The sequence below is a fragment of the Streptococcus infantis genome (assembly GCF_018499575.1).
GTDB classification, from domain to species: domain Bacteria; phylum Bacillota; class Bacilli; order Lactobacillales; family Streptococcaceae; genus Streptococcus; species Streptococcus infantis_K.
The window spans coordinates 94,313-113,587 of record NZ_JAHDAP010000003.1; the positions used below are offsets into that span (position 1 = coordinate 94,313).

Sequence of the window (19,275 nt, forward strand, 5' to 3'; positions counted from 1 at the left end):
TTCACTTTAGGATTTTAATAAAAACAAGATTCCACCTAACACACATACAAGTAGTAAGGCCACACTATCTTTATGCATCCAATTCAATTGTCGATACTGACTACGTCCATTCCCACCTTGATATCCTCTAGCTTCCATAGCTGTAGCAAGAGAATCCGCTCTTTTCAAACTTGTAGCGAATAATGGAATTAAAATAGGAATCATAGCCTTAACCTTCTGGATGATATTCCCCTCTCCAAAATCTACACCACGCGCCTTTTGAGCGTTCATAATTCGAATTGTATCATCCATCAAGGTTGGTACAAAACGCAAGCTCATTGACAACATCAGTCCAATTTCATGAACAGGCACTTTAAATCTTTTTAAAGGGCCAAGCAAGGACTCAACTGCCGTTGCCAGGCTTAGTGGCATTGTAGTCAAAGTAAGCAAGGTTGAGAAAAAAATAATCAACACAAAACGGCAAAAAATGATTCCAGCCTGCTCAATCCCCTGAGTAGTAATTTTTATGAACCCCATCTCAAATAGGACCTGACCACCAGAAATAAAGAAAAGTTGAAAAAGGGTGGTAAAGGTAATCAGAAAAAACATCGACTTCAAACCTTTTATGAAAAAAGATAAGGGAACTTCTGATAGAGCTACAAATATGCCTGTTGCAACAAAAAGTATCACGTTTGTAATTGGATTGTTGGCCCAAAAAACGATAATAATCAATAAAATCATTGCCACTAACTTACTCCGAGGGTCCAGACGATGGACAATCGAGTTTCCTGGTATGTAACGACCTAAAATCATGTTATCCATTAATGAACTCCTTAAACTCTTCTATCGTTATCGGCATTTGTTTAAAAGAAACTCCTCGGTCAGCTAGTCTTTGAGCAAATCTTGTGATTTTTGGAACACCCAATTGGATATTTTCCATAAACTCCAGATTTTGAAAGACAAGACTAGGCGCTCCACTCTTAACCAATCTTCCTTTTTCCATCACATAAACTTGGTCAGCAAATTCTGCTACATCATCCATAAGGTGAGTCACCAAAACAATCGTGATGCCGTCTTGATGAAGCTTTTCAAACAAAGTCATCAACTCTTTCCGACCAATCGGATCTAGTCCTGCTGTAGGCTCATCTAAAACCAAGATACTTGGCTCCATTGCTAAAATCCCAGCAATAGCGACCCTTCTCATCTGACCACCTGAGAGTTCAAATGGACTACGTTCAAAAAGTGACTCGTCAATTCCTACTAAATCTAATTTTTCACGCGCAATAGCCTCGGCCTCTTCTACAGAAACTCCAAAATTCTGAGGACCAAAAGCTACATCTTTTAAGACAGTTTCTTCAAATATTTGATTTTCTGCAAACTGAAATACCAATCCTACTTGTTTGCGAATTTGACGAATTTGCTTGTTGACTGATGTTGACGTAATTAATGTATCAAAGACACGGACACTCCCCTTTGTGGGAACCAACAAACCATTCAAGAGTTGTAGAATTGTGGATTTTCCACTTCCTGTATGCCCAATAATTGCAGTATAGGAGCCGTCCTCTATCGTCAAACTAACATCTGACAAGGCTGCTGAAGCAAAGGGGGTTCCTTCCTGATACGTATAACTAACATTGTCTAGAATAATTCCCATAAAGCCTCCTCAAGCTCCTCTTCAGTAAGATAGAGTTCCGGTAAATTCAAACCACTGGCACGTAGTGAATCTTTTAATTTATTTACAAACGGTTGATCGAGGCCAATTTGTTCTAAATCTAATCTAGAAAATAATTCTCTAGGAGTACTAGTTGATTCGATTTCTCCTTTTTTCATCACCAAAATACGATCACTCATGGCCACCTCATCCAAATCATGCGTTATGGAGATGACTGTCATTTGGTGTTCTTGGCGAATCTTCTGGACTATCTTAATCAACTCTAGACGTCCCTCTGGATCCAACATACTTGTAGCTTCATCCAAAATTAAAATATCTGGCCGTAAGGCGACAACACCTGCAATGGCAACCCTCTGCTTCTGGCCTCCTGATAAGCGAGCTGGTTCCTTTTTAAAAAATTCAGCCATACCAACCAATGATAAAGCTTCAGCAACTCGATGCTTCATCTCTTCAAGTGGAATTCCTTGGTTCTCTAAACCAAAAGCAACGTCATCTTCCACAGTTGCACCTACAAACTGGTTGTCAGGATTTTGAAAAACCATGCCAATCTGACGTCTTTTTTCCCAGACGTTTTCTGGAGTTAGGCAATCACCGTCTATCCAAATCTCTCCAGATTCAGCCTCAAGTAAACCGTCAATCAAGCGAACAGTTGTTGATTTCCCACTACCATTATGACCAACAATAGACAACCATTCTCCACGTTTCACGTGAAACGAAATGTTATGAACATCATAATGTTCCTGATCTGCCTGGTATCGAAATGACAGATTTTTAATCTCAATAATTGTTTCCATATCTAGCGAAAGGTCCCTTTAAACAAATACGCGCTTCCTTTAAAATAATCATATCCAGAATAAACTGTAAAGAACAAAGCAATATATAGAATTATCTGGCCAAGTAAATTCCAGTGAAGCAACAAGAAGATGATCGCAAACATCTGACTGAATGTCTTGATTTTTCCAGGCATAGCAGCAGCCAGAACGGTTCCACCCGTTTCGACTAAGAGCAAGCGCAAACCAGTAACTGCAAGTTCACGACAAATGATAACAGCAACTAGCCAGGCTGGAGCCATGTTTAAACCAACCAACATGATGAAGGCTGACATGACCAACAACTTATCAGCCATCGGATCTGCAAATTTACCAAAATTACTAACCACTTGCCATTTTCTAGCTAAATAACCATCTAGATAATCAGTGATACTAGCAATAGCAAAAACAACAGCCGCCATTTTATGCAATAAAGGAGACGACCCGAATGATAAAAGGAGGATAAAAATCGGAATAAATACAATTCTACCCAGCGTAAGTATGTTAGGAATATTCTCTTTTTTCATATTATCCTTCCTTAATTTAATTTGAACTCAAATTCATTGTAATCCAACCAGTTTGGCCTGTTAATTTCGAAGTATCGATTTCCTGATTATCGATTTTTATTTTCACACCTTTAACAACACCTAATGTGATAGTTACTGGAGATCCTTTAGAAATTGTTGTTTTAACTGTTTTATTATTTGGATCTAGAGTTGCCCCTCCAGCCAAATCAGTATCTGAAACGCTAACCCAACTTGTTGCATCCGTTACAGATAATTGAAGTTCGGCAGTTTCTTTAGGAGTTTTATATTCCACTGATATGACATCTCCTTGCCCTGTGACTGTCACAGTTGAGGCTTCAGTCGAACTTGATGGATTAGTGGTTTGATTACTACTGGTTGTTTCACTACTTGGTGCATTTGTAGTTGTAGTCACAATATTATAGTTAGCTGAAGTTGTTTCTGTTGGCTGTGTTTGAATATAATTCCAAACATAGCAGGTTACGAAAATTAAAATTGATAGGGAAAATAGAACAAAGTAAAAAAGTGGAAGCAAGGAACGCTTCTTACGATTGGAACGTCTACGACCTGTTAGTTCTATCTCATCAACATCAACTTCCTCATAGGTAATCATACTCCCTGAATCATATGCGTCTAAAACAATGTTTTCATCCAACTCAACTGCCCAAGCATATTTCCTCAAAAAAGAACGAGCATAAAAGGGACTAGGCAATTTATCAAAATCATCTGATTCTAAGGCTTCTAGCATATCAAGTTGGATGTCCGTTTTACGTTGCAATTCCTCCAAACTCAAACCTTGATTAATTCTTGCTAAACGTAAAACTTCACCAATTGTTTTTTTTCTCATACTTACCATTCCTTCTTTCTAGTCTATTTTACTTGAATGACTATAGTGGAAAAATCGTAAATTCAACGATTTCACTATTGTCGATAAAATGATGTCCTACCTCAAGAACATCTTCCAAGGTCATTTCCTGTATAATCTTTGGCAAATCAAATAGGGTTGATCCCTCAATATGCGACTGATATTGAGTCGCAATAAATTCTAAAGAATTCATGTTATGGATAAACTCTCCATAAATTTCACTTTTTATTAAATCAAGATGTTCTTCCGAAACATCTGCATCAGTCACAAAGTTCTGAATCGCCTTTCGAAATTGGTGCGAAATTGCAACAGGCTCCTTCGTCTCCATTGTCAGCATCAAAAAGTTAAACCGTCGATTGATTTCAACTTCTAAAGCTAATGAAGCATCTAATTTCCCAGTTTCATACAAACTCTGAAATCTATTAGAAGTCCAACCAAACATCATCGTAAATAAAGCTCTTAGCAAAATACTATATTGGTAACAATCCTGATTACTCATATTGGAATTTGTTCGAACACCAATAGCTAATTTAGGAGAGGCGACATCCATACGACTGCTATCAACCTTCTTTACAGGGTTTAAAGCGATTGTTTCTCTCGAAGTTTCTTCTATCCAGTCTCCAACATCCTTTTGTCTGAAATAATTCTGTATCAGTTCTAAATCAAAGTTCCCAACAAGGAAAATATGACTATTGACAGGAGTGTAAAATTCTTCAAAATTGTCTCGTAAATCCTCTAATCTAATATTTTCTATCGAATCTTCAGTTCCAACAATATCTGAAGCCAGAGGACTTTCTGGATATAGATTTGCAAGTGTTTTAAAGAATAAGCAGGAATCCGGATCGTCTTGGAACATTTCGCGTTCTTGCTGAATGATATCCTTTTCGCGTTCAACAGATTCTTCAGTAATATTAAAGCTTGTAACTAGCTCGTCAAGCAGGTCCAAACACTCAGTAACATGGTCAGACGTTGAAAAAAGATAACTTGTACTTGTAAAGCTTGTAAAGGCATTACTATCTGCACCTAATTCAGTAAAAGCAGCCATGATATCTTCAGAATTTTCTCTTTCAAAAAGTTTATGTTCTAAAAAATGAGCAATCCCTTTTGGATATATTTTTCTTTTTCCATCTCTTACTGTAAACTCTGTGTCAACTGAACCAATTTGAACAGTGACTACACCGTAAACTTCGTTAAAGTCATTTTTTGGAAGTAAAGTAACTGTCAAGCCATTTTCTAATGTTGCTTGATAAAGAGTTTCCTTTACAGCTGGATAGTATTTCTCGTCAAAAGTAACTCTAGTCATTCTGCTCCTTCCATAAAATAGATAGCTTGCAATTTCAGGCTAGACGCAGCCCTACAGATTGTCTCCTTGTCAACTTGCTCTAGTGTCTCTATCAAAGTATCCAGGTCTAAAACCGATTTACCCAAAAAGATGCTTAAGTATTCTCTGTCAATAATCGAATCTTGATTATCCTGACTCAACAACATCGTCCTACGAATCATTTCCTTAGTTTGATTAACTTCAATATCTGTAAATCTACCATTTTTGATATTGAGTAATTGATCATTCATCAATTTTCTTGCCTTGTTTCGGTTCTGACGATTAATTCCAGCAAACAATCGCAAAAATCCACTAAAAAGATCTAGGTGACTGGATACAGTATAAGCCAGCCCTTCCTTTTCCCTTACTTGAGTAAACAATTTAGAGTGAGGGAAAGCTCCAAGCAGACCGTTTACAAGTAGTAAAGCCATTTTTTGATCATCCCCATAACCAATTGTGCTATGATAGCCCATTTCTAGAATAGACTGCCCTAGGTTTTTCCTGTCAATTCCTTCCCTAAGTACATTTGAATATTCTTGTCGATACTGAATGTTTACAGTTACTTTACGACCTGTCAAGTTCAATTTCTTCAGGTTTTCTATAACTTCAATTTCATTAAAGTCCCCTAAAAAGAATAAATCAATCCTATCTTCTTTCAGCATTTTTTGGAAACTTGAATAACAAGTTTTAGAAGTCTCTTCAGAAATTCTGGAAATCAAATCTTTAGGGACTAACTGCATGGATTCTTCTTGGAAAAACAAATGATCTAATTCTTTATGCGCAAAGAAGAAAGGATCCTCTAATTCTGATTTCAGTCTTGCCAAGAGTTGTTTTTTCTCAATTTCAAAGGCGTTCTTTTCAAATCCTTCCTCATCTAACAAGGGATTAAATATGACTTGATACAATAATTCTAAAATTTGAGAAGTTAGCACATTTTTCTTACTTAAGAATTCATCTCGAACATACGTTAAACTGACATCTACAATATGGCTTTGTCCTCTTCTATATGCATGAGTCGATAAGTCCGCTCCATACAATGCTGCTAAATGTTTTCTAAGAATCTGAGCAGTTGGATAACTTTTATTAGCTGTTTCAAGCATACTAGCGCTTAACATGCGACCTGAAATTAAATCCAGAGATAATGGAGCTGTGAAACGCATGGTTATTTTATTAGTCTTAAACTTTTTAGATTGGATAAAATGCACTGCAATTCCAGGGAATAACTCCATCTTTTACCTCCTTTTACATAGAGTTCTATTATACCATGAAAACGAAAATTTTTCTTGTTCTCTTTGACTCTTTTAAAATTAAAATCGTTTTCATATCAGTGGTTTCTTCTCAACTATTTTGAGCAAATTATGGTATAATACCAAAGATTGAGGTGAACTATGGAATACAAATTATTTGAAGAATTTATTACTCTCCAATCTCTTTTGAAAGACCTTGGAATCATACAAAGTGGCGGTGCTATTAAATCTTTTTTATCTAACCACCTTGTATATTTTAATGGAGAATTAGAAAATCGTCGAGGCAAGAAAATTAGAATCGGGGATTCTATTGAAATCCCTGATTTAAAAACCAAGATCGTTCTAGTTCAACCAACCCCAGAAGAACTAGAAGAGTTTCATCTAGAAAAACTTGAGAAAGAACGTGTAGCTAAGCTTGTAAAGGAAATGAATAAGAAAGTTCAAAAAAAATCTACAAAAAAAGCTCAACCAACAAATACAAAACCTGCACCACGTTTCCCAGGTAGATAATCATGTGGTTGAAAAACTTATCCATTAAACAATTTCGTAACTATCATAATATCGAAGTTGATTTTAATCCAAAATTAAATGTATTTGTTGGCCGAAACGCTCAAGGAAAAACGAATCTTCTGGAAAGTATTTACTTTTTAGCCTTAACAAGAAGTCATCGAACAAAGACAGACAAAAATTTAATTCAGTTTGAAGAAGAACAACTACAAGTTTCTGGACTGTTGCAGAAGAAAACAGCAACTATCCCACTTGAAATCGACTTAACACAAAAAGGTCGGATTACTAAAGTGAATCATTTAAAACAGGCTCGTCTTTCTGATTATATTGGACATATGAATGTTGTCTTGTTTGCTCCAGAAGATTTACAACTTGTCAAAGGTGCGCCAGCCATTCGACGTAAATTCATTGACATGGAGTTGGGACAGATCAAACCGATTTACTTGTCAGACTTGTCAAGCTATAACCATATTCTTAAACAGAGAAATACCTATCTAAAAACTACACAAAACATTGATGAAACATTTTTATCCGTTCTTGATGATCAACTTGTTGAATATGGATGTCGTGTAATGATTCACAGGGCTGACTTTATACAGAAAATGGATTTCTTTGGTCAAAAGAAACATTTTGATATTTCAGACCAATTAGAAGAACTGTCAATACGCTATCAACCTTCTGTAAACTTTGTTGACAAAGAACATTTAGCTGATTCTTTTTATATAGCACTTCAAAAGAGTAAATCTAGAGATTTATTTAAAAAGAACACGGGAGTTGGTCCTCATCGAGATGATATGGTTTTCTTAATCAACGGTATAGAAGCAAGTTTTGGCAGTCAAGGACAGCATCGTAGCCTCGTTCTTTCCATCAAACTTGCTGAAATCGAGTTGATGGAAAGCATTACCAAGGAATCTCCCATTCTTTTACTTGACGATGTTATGAGTGAACTTGACAATAATCGTCAACTTAAATTATTAGAGACTATCTCTCATAACATTCAAACCTTTATAACAACTACAAGTTTAGACCACCTTCAAAACTTGCCTGATAACCTAAGCGTCTTTACAGTAAATGATGGTCAACTATCTGTAAACTAAACTTTACATGCATATTAAAACAAAAAAGCTCCTGTTAAACAGGAGCTTTTTTTAATTACATTGAGTAATTTGGTGCTTCGTTAGTAATTTGCACATCATGCGGATGACTTTCTTTTAGACCTGCACCAGACATTTCGATAAACTGAGCATTATCATGCAATTCTTTAAGATTCGCAGCACCACAGTAACCCATACCAGAACGAATACCACCAATCATTTGGAAGACGATGTCAGCCGCTGCACCTTTATAAGCAACACGACCTTCAATTCCTTCTGGAACCAGTTTGTTTGCTTCATTAACTGAACCTTGGAAGTAACGGTCGCTTGACCCCTTCTTCATAGCAGCAATTGAACCCATGCCACGGTAAGTCTTGAACTTACGTCCTTGGAAGATTTCAGTTTCACCTGGAGCTTCATCTGTTCCTGCAAACATTGATCCAAGCATTACTGCATTTCCACCAGCAGCAAGGGCTTTAACAATATCTCCAGAATACTTGATTCCACCGTCGGCAATAATCGTTTTACCATATTCACGCGCAACTGCTGCAGCATCGTAAATTGCTGTAACTTGTGGAACACCAACACCTGCAATCACACGAGTTGTACAGATTGAACCTGGACCAATACCAACTTTAACAACATCAACTCCTGCGTCATAAAGGGCACGTGCTCCTTCAGCAGTAGCGATATTTCCGGCAATCAATGTACGGTCTGGGAAGTGTGCACGGATTTCAGCGATTTTGCGGAGAACTCCTGCAGAGTGTCCGTGGGCAGTGTCGATAACAATCGCATCTGCTCCTGCTTCAAAGAGGGCTTCAGCGCGTTCAAAGGTGTCAGAAGTAACACCCACTGCACCAGCAACTAGAAGACGACCAAACTCATCTTTTGCTGCATTTGGAAATTCAATTACTTTTTCAATATCTTTGATTGTGATCAAGCCAGAAAGGCGACCTTCTTCATCAACCAGAGGTAGTTTTTCAATGCGGTGTTCTTGTAGAATACTCTCCGCTGTTTTTAAATCTGTACCAACCGGTGCAGTAACCAAGTTTTCACTAGTCATGTGTTTTGAAATTGGTTGGTTATAGTCAGAAATAAAACGAAGGTCTCGGTTAGTCAAGATACCAATTAATTTACGGTTTTCGAGAGTTTCAACCACTGGAACACCACTGATACGGTAGCGACCCATCAATTCGTCTGCTTCCTCAATTGTATGTTCTGGAGTCAAGAAGAATGGATCAATAATAACACCATTCTCAGAACGTTTTACCTTGCGAACTTCGTCAGCTTGTTGCTCAATAGACATGTTTTTATGGATAACTCCAAGTCCACCTGCACGCGCGATTGCAATCGCCATTTGGCTCTCTGTTACTGTGTCCATCGCAGCTGTAATAATTGGGATATTTAAAGTCAAATTGTCTGCCAATTTCGTTGTTAAATCCGCATCATTAGGCAACACATGACTCTCTGCTGGGATAAGCAATACATCATCAAAGGTAAAACCTTTTTTCAAAAATTTAGTGTCCCAATTAGACATTGAAGTTTCCTCTTTTCTTTCTTTATTGAGCTTAACGCTTTTTGTATTGTATCTATCATACCATTCTATGAAAATTTGTCAATTAAATTTATAAGAGAACAAATAAAAAACTATCTCTCTCATTTAAAAGAAGAAATAGTTTTATAGTTCATATTTTATCCATTATTGAAAATAATTCAGACCCATTGCTGTTTTGACCTCAGAGAGTGTTTGACCAGCAACTTCTCGAGCTTTTTCACTGCCTTTTTGAAGCATGTTATAGACTTCACCCATATCTTTAGCAAATTCAATACGACGTTCACGAATTGGACCAAGTTCACGTTCTAGGATTTCAAGGAGATAACGCTTGGTCTTAACATCACCAAGACCTCCACGTTGGTAATGCTCTTTCATTTCAGCAATTTCTTGTGCATCCTCTGGGCGACCAAAAACATCTAAGTAATGGAAAACCATATTACCTTCAATCTTACCTGGATCTTCAACACGAATATGATCTGGATCAGTATACATACTCATCACTTTTTTGCGTAAAGTATCCGCATCGTCAGCTAGGTAAATACCATTATTAAGTGATTTCGACATTTTGGCATTACCATCTAAACCTGGCAAACGTCCTGCACCTTCATGCTCAGGATAAATTCCTTCTGGCTCCACTAAAACATCACAATTGTAGGCATGGTTAAAAGAACGAACAATTTCACGTGTTTGTTCAATCATCGGCTTTTGGTCATTCCCTACTGGAACCAAGTTAGCCTTAAATGCTGTAATATCCGCAGCTTGCGCAACTGGATAAACCAAAAATCCTGTTGGGATACTTTCTCCAAAACCTTTCTGAGCAATTTCTGTTTTGACAGTTGGGTTTCGTTCCAAACGGGCCAAAGAAACCAAATTCATGTAATACATGGAAAGTTCTGCCAATTCTGGTATCTGACTTTGGATGAAAATCGTTGATTTATTAGGATCTAACCCCACTGCAAGATAGTCCAAAGCGACATTCCCAATAGACTCTACTATTGTTTGAGGATCTTTTGCATGGTCAGTTAAGGCTTGTTGGTCAGCTAAAAAGACAAACATGTCATATTTATTTTCTTCCTGTAGTAAGACACGATTTTTTAAGCTCCCAACGTAGTGCCCAATATGTAATTTCCCCGTTGGACGATCTCCTGTTAAAATAATGGGTTTATTCATTTGATTCTCCTTTGATATGGTCCTTTCAATTATAGCATTTTTTTAATAAAAAGACAGATAATTTTTTTATTCAAACAATAGACTTGTTACCCCTTTCAACTGTAAATCATTTGTAAACTTTCTTTACAAAGAATTGACAAATAAAAATTTGAATATTTAGTGATTTTCTAGTAGAATTAGAGTATTACATATAATAGGAGAAAAACTTTGCTAACAGTATCTGATGTTTCACTACGTTTTAGTGATCGTAAACTTTTTGATGATGTCAACATCAAATTTACAGAAGGAAATACCTATGGTTTGATTGGTGCCAACGGTGCTGGAAAATCAACCTTTTTAAAAATTTTAGCTGGTGATATTGAACCGACAACTGGCCATATCTCTCTTGGACCAGACGAACGTCTTTCAGTACTTCGTCAAAATCACTTTGACTACGAAGATGAGCGTGTTATTGATGTTGTTATCATGGGTAATGAAAAATTATACAACATCATGAAAGAAAAAGACGCCATTTATATGAAAGAAGATTTTTCAGATGAAGATGGTGTTCGTGCAGCTGAACTTGAAGGAGAATTCGCTGAACTAGGTGGTTGGGAAGCTGAGAGTGAAGCTTCACAACTTTTACAAAACTTGAATATTCCAGAAGAACTTCATTACCAAAATATGAGTGAACTAGCAAATGGTGACAAAGTAAAGGTTCTCCTTGCTAAAGCCCTCTTCGGTAAACCAGATGTTCTTCTTCTAGACGAGCCTACCAACGGTCTTGATATCCAATCTATTACTTGGTTAGAAGATTTCTTAATTGACTTTGATAACACCGTTATTGTCGTATCCCATGACCGTCACTTCTTGAACAAAGTATGTACACACATGGCCGACCTTGACTTTGGAAAAATCAAACTCTATGTCGGAAACTACGATTTCTGGAAGGAGTCTTCTGAGCTTGCTGCTAAATTGCTAGCAGACCGTAATGCTAAAGCAGAAGAAAAAATCAAACAACTTCAAGAATTCGTTGCTCGTTTCTCTGCCAATGCTTCTAAATCAAGACAAGCAACTTCACGTAAGAAAATGCTTGATAAGATTGAATTAGAGGAAATTGTACCTTCTAGTCGTAAATACCCATTTATCAACTTTAAAGCAGAACGAGAAATCGGTAATGATCTCTTGACAGTAGAAAATCTATCTGTAAAGATTGACGGTGAAACTATTCTTGACAACATCAGCTTCATCTTGCGTCCAGGTGACAAGACAGCTCTTATCGGACAAAACGACATCCAAACAACTGCCTTGATTCGCGCCATTATGGGTGAAATTGACTATGAAGGGACTGTCAAGTGGGGAGTTACAACTAGTCGCTCTTACTTGCCAAAAGACAATTCAGCTGATTTTGCTGGTAGCGAATCAATCCTCGACTGGTTGCGTCAATTTGCGAGTAAAGAAGAAGATGATAATACCTTCCTACGTGGTTTCCTAGGCCGCATGCTCTTTTCTGGAGACGAGGTTAACAAGCCTGTAAACGTCTTGTCAGGGGGAGAAAAGGTGCGCGTGATGCTTTCAAAACTCATGCTTTTGAAATCAAACGTTCTTGTACTTGACGATCCTACAAATCACTTGGATTTGGAATCTATTTCAAGCTTGAACGATGGATTAAAAAACTTCAAAGAATCGATCATCTTTGCCAGTCACGACCATGAGTTTATTCAAACTTTGGCTAACCATATCATTGTCTTATCTAAAAACGGTGTAATCGACCGTATCGATGAAACCTACGATGAATTCCTTGAAAATGAAGAAGTTCAAGCGAAAGTCAAAGAACTTTGGAAAGATTAAGTATAACTTTAAAAAACTCAGTTGGTTAAACCAACTGAGTTTTTTTATTAATTACTTGTAAATCATTCATTGTTTCACGTGAAACTTTTTTAATCTTCATCCATTTTTTTAGGTTGATAAGCTAACATGCCTAATCCTATGAATAAAACCAAAGTTACGAGAAGGAAAATTACCTGATGATGAATATTTCCTGTCATAGAAATGGTTTGTCTCAATCCTGAAACTGAATAACTCATTGGCAACCAAGGATTGACCGCTTTAAAGAAATCATTTGTCAAAGCAAGTGGATAAGTTCCTGCACTTGATGCTAATTGCAATAATAACAAAATAAGAGAGAAAAAAGCACCTAAACGACTATTCCATGTCGTTAAAGCAGTTACCATCGACATAAAGGTCAAACTTGCGATAATGATTAAGAATAAGGTTCTCATTTCATGATTTGCCGTTAGACCTATAAGATGAACTCCTCCATAGACTAAGACAGCTGCTAACACAGCAATGACTCCATTTATTTCAAAGCGTGATTTAAACCAAGCCCAGCGACTTTCAGGATGACGACCTGAAGGTAATTTAGCAAAAATCATATTTGTTGATAATGCAGCAACAAAGAGGGCGACTGATATCATATAAGGAGCCATAGCAATTCCATTTACAGGAACTTGATCATTATCTGTTTTTGAAAGACTCAAAGGCTCAGATAATATTTCTGCATTATTGGACTCTGTTGATGCTGATTTTAGTTGATTGCTAGCATTACTTAATCCTTTTCCTAGCTCTGTAGCTCCTACTTGTAAACTTTCTATACCAGCAGTTAAAGTTACACCGCCATCTGCTAATTTCCTACCACCGTCTGCAATTTTTTCTGCACCACTTCCTAATTGAGAGCTAGCTGAAAGTAATTGATTTGATTTATCTGTTAATTGATTAGAACCTAACTGTATTTTATCAAGACCTGCAATTAAGTCTGAACTCTTACTGTTTAATTGACTAGAACCAAATGAGAGTTTTTCAATACCTATTACTAATTCTGGAGTTTTTCCAGCTAGCGAATCCAAACCAGTTGTCAATGTTGAAGAATTTTCTGTCAACTTGGTTGATCCAGAAACCAATTGATCTAAACTTGTTGTTAAAGTTGTATTCTTTTCACTTAGTTGGTTTACACCTAAAGAGATAGTATCCAACCCTTTAGTATACTCATTAACTCCATTTTCAATTGATTGACTTCCAGGAACCAACTGATTGTCAACAGCATTTTGCAACTGTGTAAATCCACTTGACATCGATGTCAAAGAACTTGAAGCCACAGGCAATACTTGATTTGCTTTCGTCTGTAAAGTAGAAAGGTTGGAGACTGGTTGGTTTACACTTTCCAAACTTACTTTTAAGTTTCCTACTGATGTTAAAATTTCTTTTGCTGAATCAATCGTAGAATTAGAATTATTTAAAACAGCTTCAGTCAATTCTTTTTTCTGAGTGTCAGTGAGAGTTTGATAAGTTGCTGTTGCTTGGAGATTGGTAAGAGTTCTCGCTTGTTCTGATTGACTATTAGTTACAATAGTTTGAGCGAGAGTAGATATAGTTGCTAAGTCATTAGATATTGTCGTTTTAAGTTCAGTATTATCTGATATAGTTACAGCTTGAAGTGCTTTATTCAACTCATCTAAACTAGTAGTTAACTGGGTTATATCTTCTTTTTGTTGAGATGTCGTATTCAATTGAGTAGAAATTTCTTTTATCCCTTTATTTAATTGAGTAATACCATCTCTTAATGAATCTGATTGACTAGATAATTGATTTGTCCCAACAGATAGTTTGTCAACACCACTTGTATATGCATTGACACCAACTGAAAATTGATTGAGACCTGTATTCAGTTGCGAAACCCCTCCTGCATATGTCTTCATTCCTGTATTTAGCTGATTGACACCATCTACTAGTTCAGGAGTTTTTGAAGATAATTGATTAAGTCCACTATCAACCTGTGAAACTCCACTTGTATAGTTCTGTAAACCATCATTAAATGTTCCTAACCCAACATTTAGTTGGTTTACTCCTGTGACATATGTTGTCAACCCTTTTGTAAATTGTTCACTGCCATTAGAAAAAGTTAAACTTGAGTTGGCTAAAGTATCAAGATTTGAAGATAATGTCTGACTTCCAACAGCTAACTGACTAGCACCGTTGGCCAATTGTTCACTGCCATCTGCAGCCTTCGTTAAACCAGATTTTAAATCTCCCATCTTTTGAAATAAAGCTTTCGTATAGGTTTCGGTTACATTAGCAGAAACAGTCTGTTTTAACTGTGTCATGGCAGAGTCACTCATCTTACTTGCGATGAAGCTATGCCCACTAGAAGTTTGATAGTTAATGGTCATTTGTTCCGGGTGGTCTGTTAGAACAGAAGCTGCTTTTTCAGATAAGTCACTTGGCAAAGTTACTACCATATAGTAAGCACCGTCTTCTAGACCTTTCTGACCTTCTTCTTCATTGACAAAATGAAAATCTAATGATTTATTTTCCTTTAAATTGGACACCATGTCTTCTCCAATGGTCATTGTAGTTCCATTGTAAGAAGCTTCCTTATCATTATTAACAACCGCTACAGGCAACTCAGATAATTGCCCATATGGATCCCACATAGATGATAAAAATATGATGTTGTATAAAGCAGGAATAAGAGAAATCCCTATCATTACAATGATAAAGGTTGGTTTTTTAAAAATTGCTTTCCATTCTTTAAACATATTGTCTCCTTTTTTACACATATTGTCTAAAATTTTGATATAATAGATTATACATTAAAAAATCTGATTTACAAGTCAAAATAATTATATTTGGACACATTGTCTATTTTTGTTCATAAGGAGGAAATATGAAAGAGAGCAACAAACGCTTAAAAACCAAACGTACTATTGAGAACGCCATGGTTCAATTATTAACTGAACAGCCATTTGATCAAATTAGCACTGTTAAACTAGCAGAAAAAGCCGGAATTAGTCGTTCTAGCTTTTATACCCACTATAAAGATAAGTATGATATGATTGAACACTACCAAAGTAAGCTATTTCATACTTTTGAGTACATTTTCCAAAAACACGCAAATCATAAAAGAGATGCTATCCTAGAAGTATTTGAATACTTAGAATCTGAACCGCTACTAGCTGCTCTTCTATCTGAAAATGGTACAAAAGAAATACAAAATTTCCTGAGAAATAAACTGCACATTCTGCTCAGTACTGATCTCCAGAAACGATTTATGCAATTAAATTTAAACGAGATTGAGTTAGAGTATAGTAGTATCTATCTAACAAATGCACTATTTGGTGTATGCCAAACTTGGATTGCTCATGGAAAAAAAGAAAGCCCGCAAGAAATAACAGACTTTCTTATGAAAATGTTAGGAGATTCAAACTAGAGACAAAAAAGAACACCATTGGTGTTCTTTTTTATTTGACTCCGCCAGTAGGACTCGAACCTACGACATCATGATTAACAGTCATGCGCTACTACCAACTGAGCTATGGCGGATAATATAGTCCGTACGGGATTCGAACCCGTGTTACCGCCGTGAAAAGGCGGTGTCTTAACCCCTTGACCAACGGACCATCTATCTGTAGCAGATATAACCATTATATCAATTTCTTACTAATTGTCAATCACTTTTTAGATTTTTTCTCCAGAATATCTCTTAATTTCCGAACCTTGAGACGGGTAATCGGACAACGATGATCTTCATAAAAAACCACTTCTAAATTTTTTCGATCAATTTCCCTAATATTTCCTACATTGACAAGAAATGACTTATGAGCGGAATAAAATCTTTGCGTATCTTTGTCTTTTTCTTGAATATCCGCCATAGTCCCATAAAATTCTTTGGCAAAATTCTTACCAATAATCTTTAACTTATGAGATACTCCTGTTGTTTCAATATACAAAATATCATGGTAGGGAATTTTCAAATCATTTCCCTTGTAGTTATAGTCAAAATAATCCACAACATCTTTATTTTCAAGTAACATATTCTTGGTATATAAGATACTCTGTTCAATACGTTTCTTAAATAATTCATCATTGATATCTTTGTCAACAAAATCCAAGGCTGATACTTGATATTTGTAAGTTAAGGTAGCAAATTCTGATCTACTAGTGATAAATACGATAATTGCATAGGGATTGTGGTGACGAATAAACTGTGCGACTTCAAATCCTTTTTTCTCAACTCCATGAATATCAATATCTAGAAAATAAAGCTGGTTTAATTCATCATTTTCGATATATTCCTTAAATTCTCGTTCTTTACCTGTTGTTTTATAAGAAATAGGAATATTTAATTCCTTTGAAATTTCATCCAAGGTTCTTTCTAATCTGACTTGATGTTGAATAACATCTTCTAAAATTAATACTTTCATTCAAACTCTCTCTTAAGTCTAATAATCTGTCTAAACGTACTATCTTCCATCTCTGTTTCTAAAATTATATTTTCATACTTACCTAAAATTTCTTTAACATTATTAAGCCCTATTCCTCTATTTCTCCCTTTAGTAGAAAAACCTAGTTCAAACAAATCTTCTGAAGGTGTCATGGTAATTTTACACGAATTTTGAATCACGATAACTGTTTCCAAATCCATCTTAATCACTGCAACTTCCATTTGTTTCAAATAACTTTCTGCAGCACCTTCAACAGCATTGTTCAACAAAACACTCATCATACGAACAAGATCAAGTAAATCGATTGACAATTTTGTGATAGTGTCCTTTACTTCTAGTGTAAACTCTACGTTCTTATTTCGTGCATATACAATAGATTGCGCAATTAAACTTCTTAAAGCTGAATCTTCTATGTTGTTTAAATCAAAGTATGTATACTTATCTGAACGTAATTTTTGATTAGCTTTAACTAGAACTTCATTGTAAACTCTGTCAATTTCCTGTAAATCTCTACTGTCAATAGCCATTTGCATACTGACAAGCATACCTGCATAATCATGACGAAATCCACGGATTTCATTGTACAAACCAACAATTTCATCTGTATAAGTCTGTAAATGTTCTTGTTCAAATTTTTTCTGTTTTAGGGCTATTTCTTTTTCAACTCCTACCTTATGAGAATTCATTGCGAAGAAGATTAGCAGTAAACAAATAAAGACAATTGTTGCTAAAATACTACCAAAACTGTTAAAATGCGTATGAGTGCTCACCATATCTGAAATGAATGATAGAACATGTAAAGCAAAGAAAGCAAGTATAACTTTCTTAAGAAATGGATAGAGGTAGTCTTTGTCAAAATAATTAAGTTCAAGGTGAAAATAAGTAATAATTTTTTTTATTACAAAATAAGTTAGCAATAAAACTACTACAAAAAAGAGAGCTTCATATTTTGTTACAAAAGAATCACCTGTTATAGAGGATATGATTACTGCTATAAAAGTATGAGTACTATGATATAGTAAAGACAATAGTAGACTGATAAAAATAGCCTTGTACTTATCATACTTTTTTATTCCTATTAGATAAACATATATAATAAAGGGAAACATTAGTTTTTCTAAACCTAAACCATGTAAAAAAACAAAATAAAAGAAAATTTCAACTATGGACTGCAATATAAAAATCCAACATATGAATAGAAATCTTTCTTTTTTTGTTGCTCTACAAATTAGTTTATAGCTATTTGTTAAAATAAAAATATGAAGAATAACTATGAATATTTTTAATAAATCCATTATGTCTCCCTATAATCTACAATGTTTTCTATTTTTTCCTTTTAGGAAAAAGGTTAGTAATAAAGTAAGTTAATCTTTTATCCCCACCTTGAATTTCCTGTAATTCTTTTTCTGTAAGTTTTTTGAACTGTTCTAATTTAACTGTTTTTTCCATATTAAATTCTCCTTTATTGTTTTTTTCTTGTAAATTAACTTACAAGCCTATTATACAAAACAGAGTTTGTTTTAAAACAATTCATTCTCAACTGTACATTTTTGTACCTGAACTGTCATTTTTTACAAAAAACGCTGGGTTGCCCCAGCGTTACATCTAGTGTATGATCCCAGCAGGATTCGAACCTGCGACCGTTCGCTTAGAAGGCGAATGCTCTATCCAGCTGAGCTATGAGACCTAACTAGTTTATCTTATCAAAATAATCGAGAATAGTCAATCCTATTTATGATATGGAGAACCTTGTTGGATAGTAAAAGCTCGGTATATTTGCTCTATAAGAACGAGGCGCATTAATTGATGTGGGAGAGTTAAACGACCAAAGCTAAGAAATAGATTCGCACGCTTTTTTACTTGATGAGAGAGCCCTAAACTCCCACCAATAACAAAGGTTAAAGTTGAATAACCATTAATAGAAGCTTGTTCTAATTGGTTACTAAATTCTTCAGAAGATAAGGTCTTCCCTTCAATAGCCAAAACGATAACAAATTCTCTATCCCCAATTTTGGAAAGAATTCGATTTCCTTCTAAATCCAAGATTTTTTCATTTTCAGAATCACTGGCACGATCTGGTGTTTTTTCATCAGCTAATTCAATCATTTCTACGGTAGCAAATCGAGATATTCTTTTAGAATATTCTGCAATTCCATCTTTGAGATACTTTTCTTTTAATTTTCCAACTGTTACAATTTTAATTTTCATACTTCTATTTTACCATAATCGTGTTCTATTCACATCTTGTTCACAAATGAAAAAGGTGAAAAAT

18 protein-coding genes and 3 tRNA genes are annotated in these 19,275 nt (G+C 35.5%); 4 read left to right on the forward strand and 17 right to left on the reverse strand.

What is annotated here, in order from left to right; translation table 11 throughout:
• Positions 1–6: 6 nt before the first annotated feature.
• The 7 genes from KJR31_RS08055 to yfmF are packed head-to-tail and all read right to left on the reverse strand — an operon-like array spanning position 7 to position 6,399.
• Positions 7–801: an energy-coupling factor transporter transmembrane component T family protein gene (locus tag KJR31_RS08055; protein WP_214262853.1), complete on the reverse strand. Its 795-nt coding sequence runs from the start codon at positions 799–801 to the stop codon at positions 7–9.
• A complete protein-coding gene (locus KJR31_RS08060; RefSeq protein ID WP_214262854.1) occupies positions 794–1,633 on the reverse strand; it encodes an energy-coupling factor transporter ATPase in 840 nt (279 codons plus the stop codon). The genes KJR31_RS08055 and KJR31_RS08060 overlap by 8 nt, the downstream gene beginning before the upstream one ends.
• Positions 1,618–2,445: an energy-coupling factor ABC transporter ATP-binding protein gene (locus KJR31_RS08065; RefSeq protein WP_214262855.1), complete on the reverse strand. Its 828-nt coding sequence runs from the start codon at positions 2,443–2,445 to the stop codon at positions 1,618–1,620. Before KJR31_RS08065 ends, KJR31_RS08060 begins: the two co-directional genes overlap by 16 nt.
• Before the next feature lie 2 nt (positions 2,446–2,447).
• Positions 2,448–2,987: a CDP-diacylglycerol--glycerol-3-phosphate 3-phosphatidyltransferase gene (gene pgsA, locus KJR31_RS08070; RefSeq protein ID WP_214262856.1), complete on the reverse strand. Its 540-nt coding sequence runs from the start codon at positions 2,985–2,987 to the stop codon at positions 2,448–2,450.
• 16 nt (positions 2,988–3,003) lie between these two features.
• On the reverse strand, positions 3,004–3,831 hold the full coding sequence (gene rodZ / locus KJR31_RS08075) for a cytoskeleton protein RodZ (RefSeq protein WP_214262857.1): 828 nt from the start codon (positions 3,829–3,831) through the stop codon (positions 3,004–3,006).
• A gap of 40 nt (positions 3,832–3,871) precedes the next feature.
• Complete coding sequence (yfmH, locus tag KJR31_RS08080) at positions 3,872–5,152, reverse strand: EF-P 5-aminopentanol modification-associated protein YfmH (RefSeq protein ID WP_214262858.1); 1,281 nt, start codon at positions 5,150–5,152, stop codon at positions 3,872–3,874.
• Positions 5,149–6,399 (reverse strand): EF-P 5-aminopentanol modification-associated protein YfmF, encoded by a 1,251-nt coding sequence (yfmF, locus tag KJR31_RS08085; RefSeq protein ID WP_214262859.1) that lies wholly within the window; start codon positions 6,397–6,399, stop codon positions 5,149–5,151. The genes yfmH and yfmF overlap by 4 nt, the downstream gene beginning before the upstream one ends.
• Before the next feature lie 159 nt (positions 6,400–6,558).
• On the opposite strand from yfmF, the gene yaaA reads away from it, so the two are divergent.
• Complete coding sequence (yaaA, locus tag KJR31_RS08090) at positions 6,559–6,927, forward strand: S4 domain-containing protein YaaA (protein WP_214262860.1); 369 nt, start codon at positions 6,559–6,561, stop codon at positions 6,925–6,927.
• A gap of 2 nt (positions 6,928–6,929) precedes the next feature.
• Positions 6,930–8,021: a DNA replication/repair protein RecF gene (recF, locus tag KJR31_RS08095; RefSeq protein WP_214262861.1), complete on the forward strand. Its 1,092-nt coding sequence runs from the start codon at positions 6,930–6,932 to the stop codon at positions 8,019–8,021.
• 55 nt (positions 8,022–8,076) lie between these two features.
• Here recF and guaB read toward each other — a convergent pair whose 3' ends face one another.
• Together guaB and trpS are read right to left on the reverse strand one after the other, a co-directional pair.
• Complete coding sequence (guaB, locus tag KJR31_RS08100; RefSeq protein ID WP_214262862.1) at positions 8,077–9,555, reverse strand: IMP dehydrogenase; 1,479 nt, start codon at positions 9,553–9,555, stop codon at positions 8,077–8,079.
• 162 nt (positions 9,556–9,717) lie between these two features.
• Positions 9,718–10,743 carry a tryptophan--tRNA ligase gene (gene trpS, locus KJR31_RS08105; protein WP_214262863.1) on the reverse strand — a complete coding sequence of 342 codons (1,026 nt, stop codon included), beginning with the start codon at positions 10,741–10,743 and terminating at the stop codon, positions 9,718–9,720.
• Between the two features lie 207 nt (positions 10,744–10,950).
• Here trpS and KJR31_RS08110 point away from each other — a divergent pair, with 207 nt between their 5' ends.
• Positions 10,951–12,573, forward strand: a complete 1,623-nt coding sequence (locus KJR31_RS08110; protein ID WP_214262864.1) for an ATP-binding cassette domain-containing protein — start codon at positions 10,951–10,953, stop codon at positions 12,571–12,573.
• Positions 12,574–12,662: 89 nt separating this feature from the next.
• On the opposite strand, the gene KJR31_RS08115 is transcribed toward KJR31_RS08110, so the two are convergent.
• Entirely contained in the window at positions 12,663–15,317 is a 2,655-nt protein-coding gene (locus KJR31_RS08115) for a YhgE/Pip domain-containing protein (protein WP_214262865.1), read from the reverse strand.
• A 128-nt stretch (positions 15,318–15,445) separates the two neighbouring features.
• Here KJR31_RS08115 and KJR31_RS08120 point away from each other — a divergent pair, with 128 nt between their 5' ends.
• A complete protein-coding gene (locus KJR31_RS08120) occupies positions 15,446–15,988 on the forward strand; it encodes a TetR/AcrR family transcriptional regulator (RefSeq protein ID WP_214262866.1) in 543 nt (180 codons plus the stop codon).
• Between the two features lie 39 nt (positions 15,989–16,027).
• Here KJR31_RS08120 and KJR31_RS08125 read toward each other — a convergent pair.
• From KJR31_RS08125 to rlmH, 7 genes are all read right to left on the reverse strand, one after another.
• A tRNA-Asn gene (locus KJR31_RS08125) sits at positions 16,028–16,101 on the reverse strand.
• Positions 16,102–16,106: 5 nt separating this feature from the next.
• A tRNA-Glu gene (locus KJR31_RS08130) sits at positions 16,107–16,178 on the reverse strand.
• A gap of 51 nt (positions 16,179–16,229) precedes the next feature.
• Positions 16,230–16,982: a response regulator transcription factor gene (comE, locus tag KJR31_RS08135; protein WP_214262867.1), complete on the reverse strand. Its 753-nt coding sequence runs from the start codon at positions 16,980–16,982 to the stop codon at positions 16,230–16,232.
• Positions 16,979–18,298 (reverse strand): GHKL domain-containing protein, encoded by a 1,320-nt coding sequence (comD, locus tag KJR31_RS08140; RefSeq protein WP_214262868.1) that lies wholly within the window; start codon positions 18,296–18,298, stop codon positions 16,979–16,981. Before comD ends, comE begins: the two co-directional genes overlap by 4 nt.
• Before the next feature lie 28 nt (positions 18,299–18,326).
• Positions 18,327–18,452, reverse strand: coding sequence for a competence-stimulating peptide ComC (gene comC, locus KJR31_RS08145; protein WP_006149099.1), 126 nt, complete (start codon positions 18,450–18,452; stop codon positions 18,327–18,329).
• 164 nt (positions 18,453–18,616) lie between these two features.
• Positions 18,617–18,690, reverse strand: a tRNA-Arg gene (locus tag KJR31_RS08150).
• 41 nt (positions 18,691–18,731) lie between these two features.
• Entirely contained in the window at positions 18,732–19,211 is a 480-nt protein-coding gene (rlmH, locus tag KJR31_RS08155) for a 23S rRNA (pseudouridine(1915)-N(3))-methyltransferase RlmH (protein WP_214262869.1), read from the reverse strand.
• Positions 19,212–19,275: the final 64 nt, after the last annotated feature.

Bases quoted from the DNA above. Each gene is read 5' to 3' on its own strand.
- KJR31_RS08055 (WP_214262853.1), bottom strand. From the start codon at position 801: ATGGATAACATGATTTTAGGTCGTTACATACCAGGAAACTCGATTGTC.
- KJR31_RS08060 (WP_214262854.1), bottom strand. From the start codon at position 1,633: ATGGGAATTATTCTAGACAATGTTAGTTATACGTATCAGGAAGGAACC.
- KJR31_RS08065 (WP_214262855.1), bottom strand. From the start codon at position 2,445: ATGGAAACAATTATTGAGATTAAAAATCTGTCATTTCGATACCAGGCA.
- pgsA (WP_214262856.1), bottom strand. From the start codon at position 2,987: ATGAAAAAAGAGAATATTCCTAACATACTTACGCTGGGTAGAATTGTA.
- rodZ (WP_214262857.1), bottom strand. From the start codon at position 3,831: ATGAGAAAAAAAACAATTGGTGAAGTTTTACGTTTAGCAAGAATTAAT.
- yfmH (WP_214262858.1), bottom strand. From the start codon at position 5,152: ATGACTAGAGTTACTTTTGACGAGAAATACTATCCAGCTGTAAAGGAA.
- yfmF (WP_214262859.1), bottom strand. From the start codon at position 6,399: ATGGAGTTATTCCCTGGAATTGCAGTGCATTTTATCCAATCTAAAAAG.
- yaaA (WP_214262860.1), top strand. From the start codon at position 6,559: ATGGAATACAAATTATTTGAAGAATTTATTACTCTCCAATCTCTTTTG.
- recF (WP_214262861.1), top strand. From the start codon at position 6,930: ATGTGGTTGAAAAACTTATCCATTAAACAATTTCGTAACTATCATAAT.
- guaB (WP_214262862.1), bottom strand. From the start codon at position 9,555: ATGTCTAATTGGGACACTAAATTTTTGAAAAAAGGTTTTACCTTTGAT.
- trpS (WP_214262863.1), bottom strand. From the start codon at position 10,743: ATGAATAAACCCATTATTTTAACAGGAGATCGTCCAACGGGGAAATTA.
- KJR31_RS08115 (WP_214262865.1), bottom strand. From the start codon at position 15,317: ATGTTTAAAGAATGGAAAGCAATTTTTAAAAAACCAACCTTTATCATT.
- KJR31_RS08120 (WP_214262866.1), top strand. From the start codon at position 15,446: ATGAAAGAGAGCAACAAACGCTTAAAAACCAAACGTACTATTGAGAAC.
- comE (WP_214262867.1), bottom strand. From the start codon at position 16,982: ATGAAAGTATTAATTTTAGAAGATGTTATTCAACATCAAGTCAGATTA.
- comD (WP_214262868.1), bottom strand. From the start codon at position 18,298: ATGGATTTATTAAAAATATTCATAGTTATTCTTCATATTTTTATTTTA.
- comC (WP_006149099.1), bottom strand. From the start codon at position 18,452: ATGGAAAAAACAGTTAAATTAGAACAGTTCAAAAAACTTACAGAAAAA.
- rlmH (WP_214262869.1), bottom strand. From the start codon at position 19,211: ATGAAAATTAAAATTGTAACAGTTGGAAAATTAAAAGAAAAGTATCTC.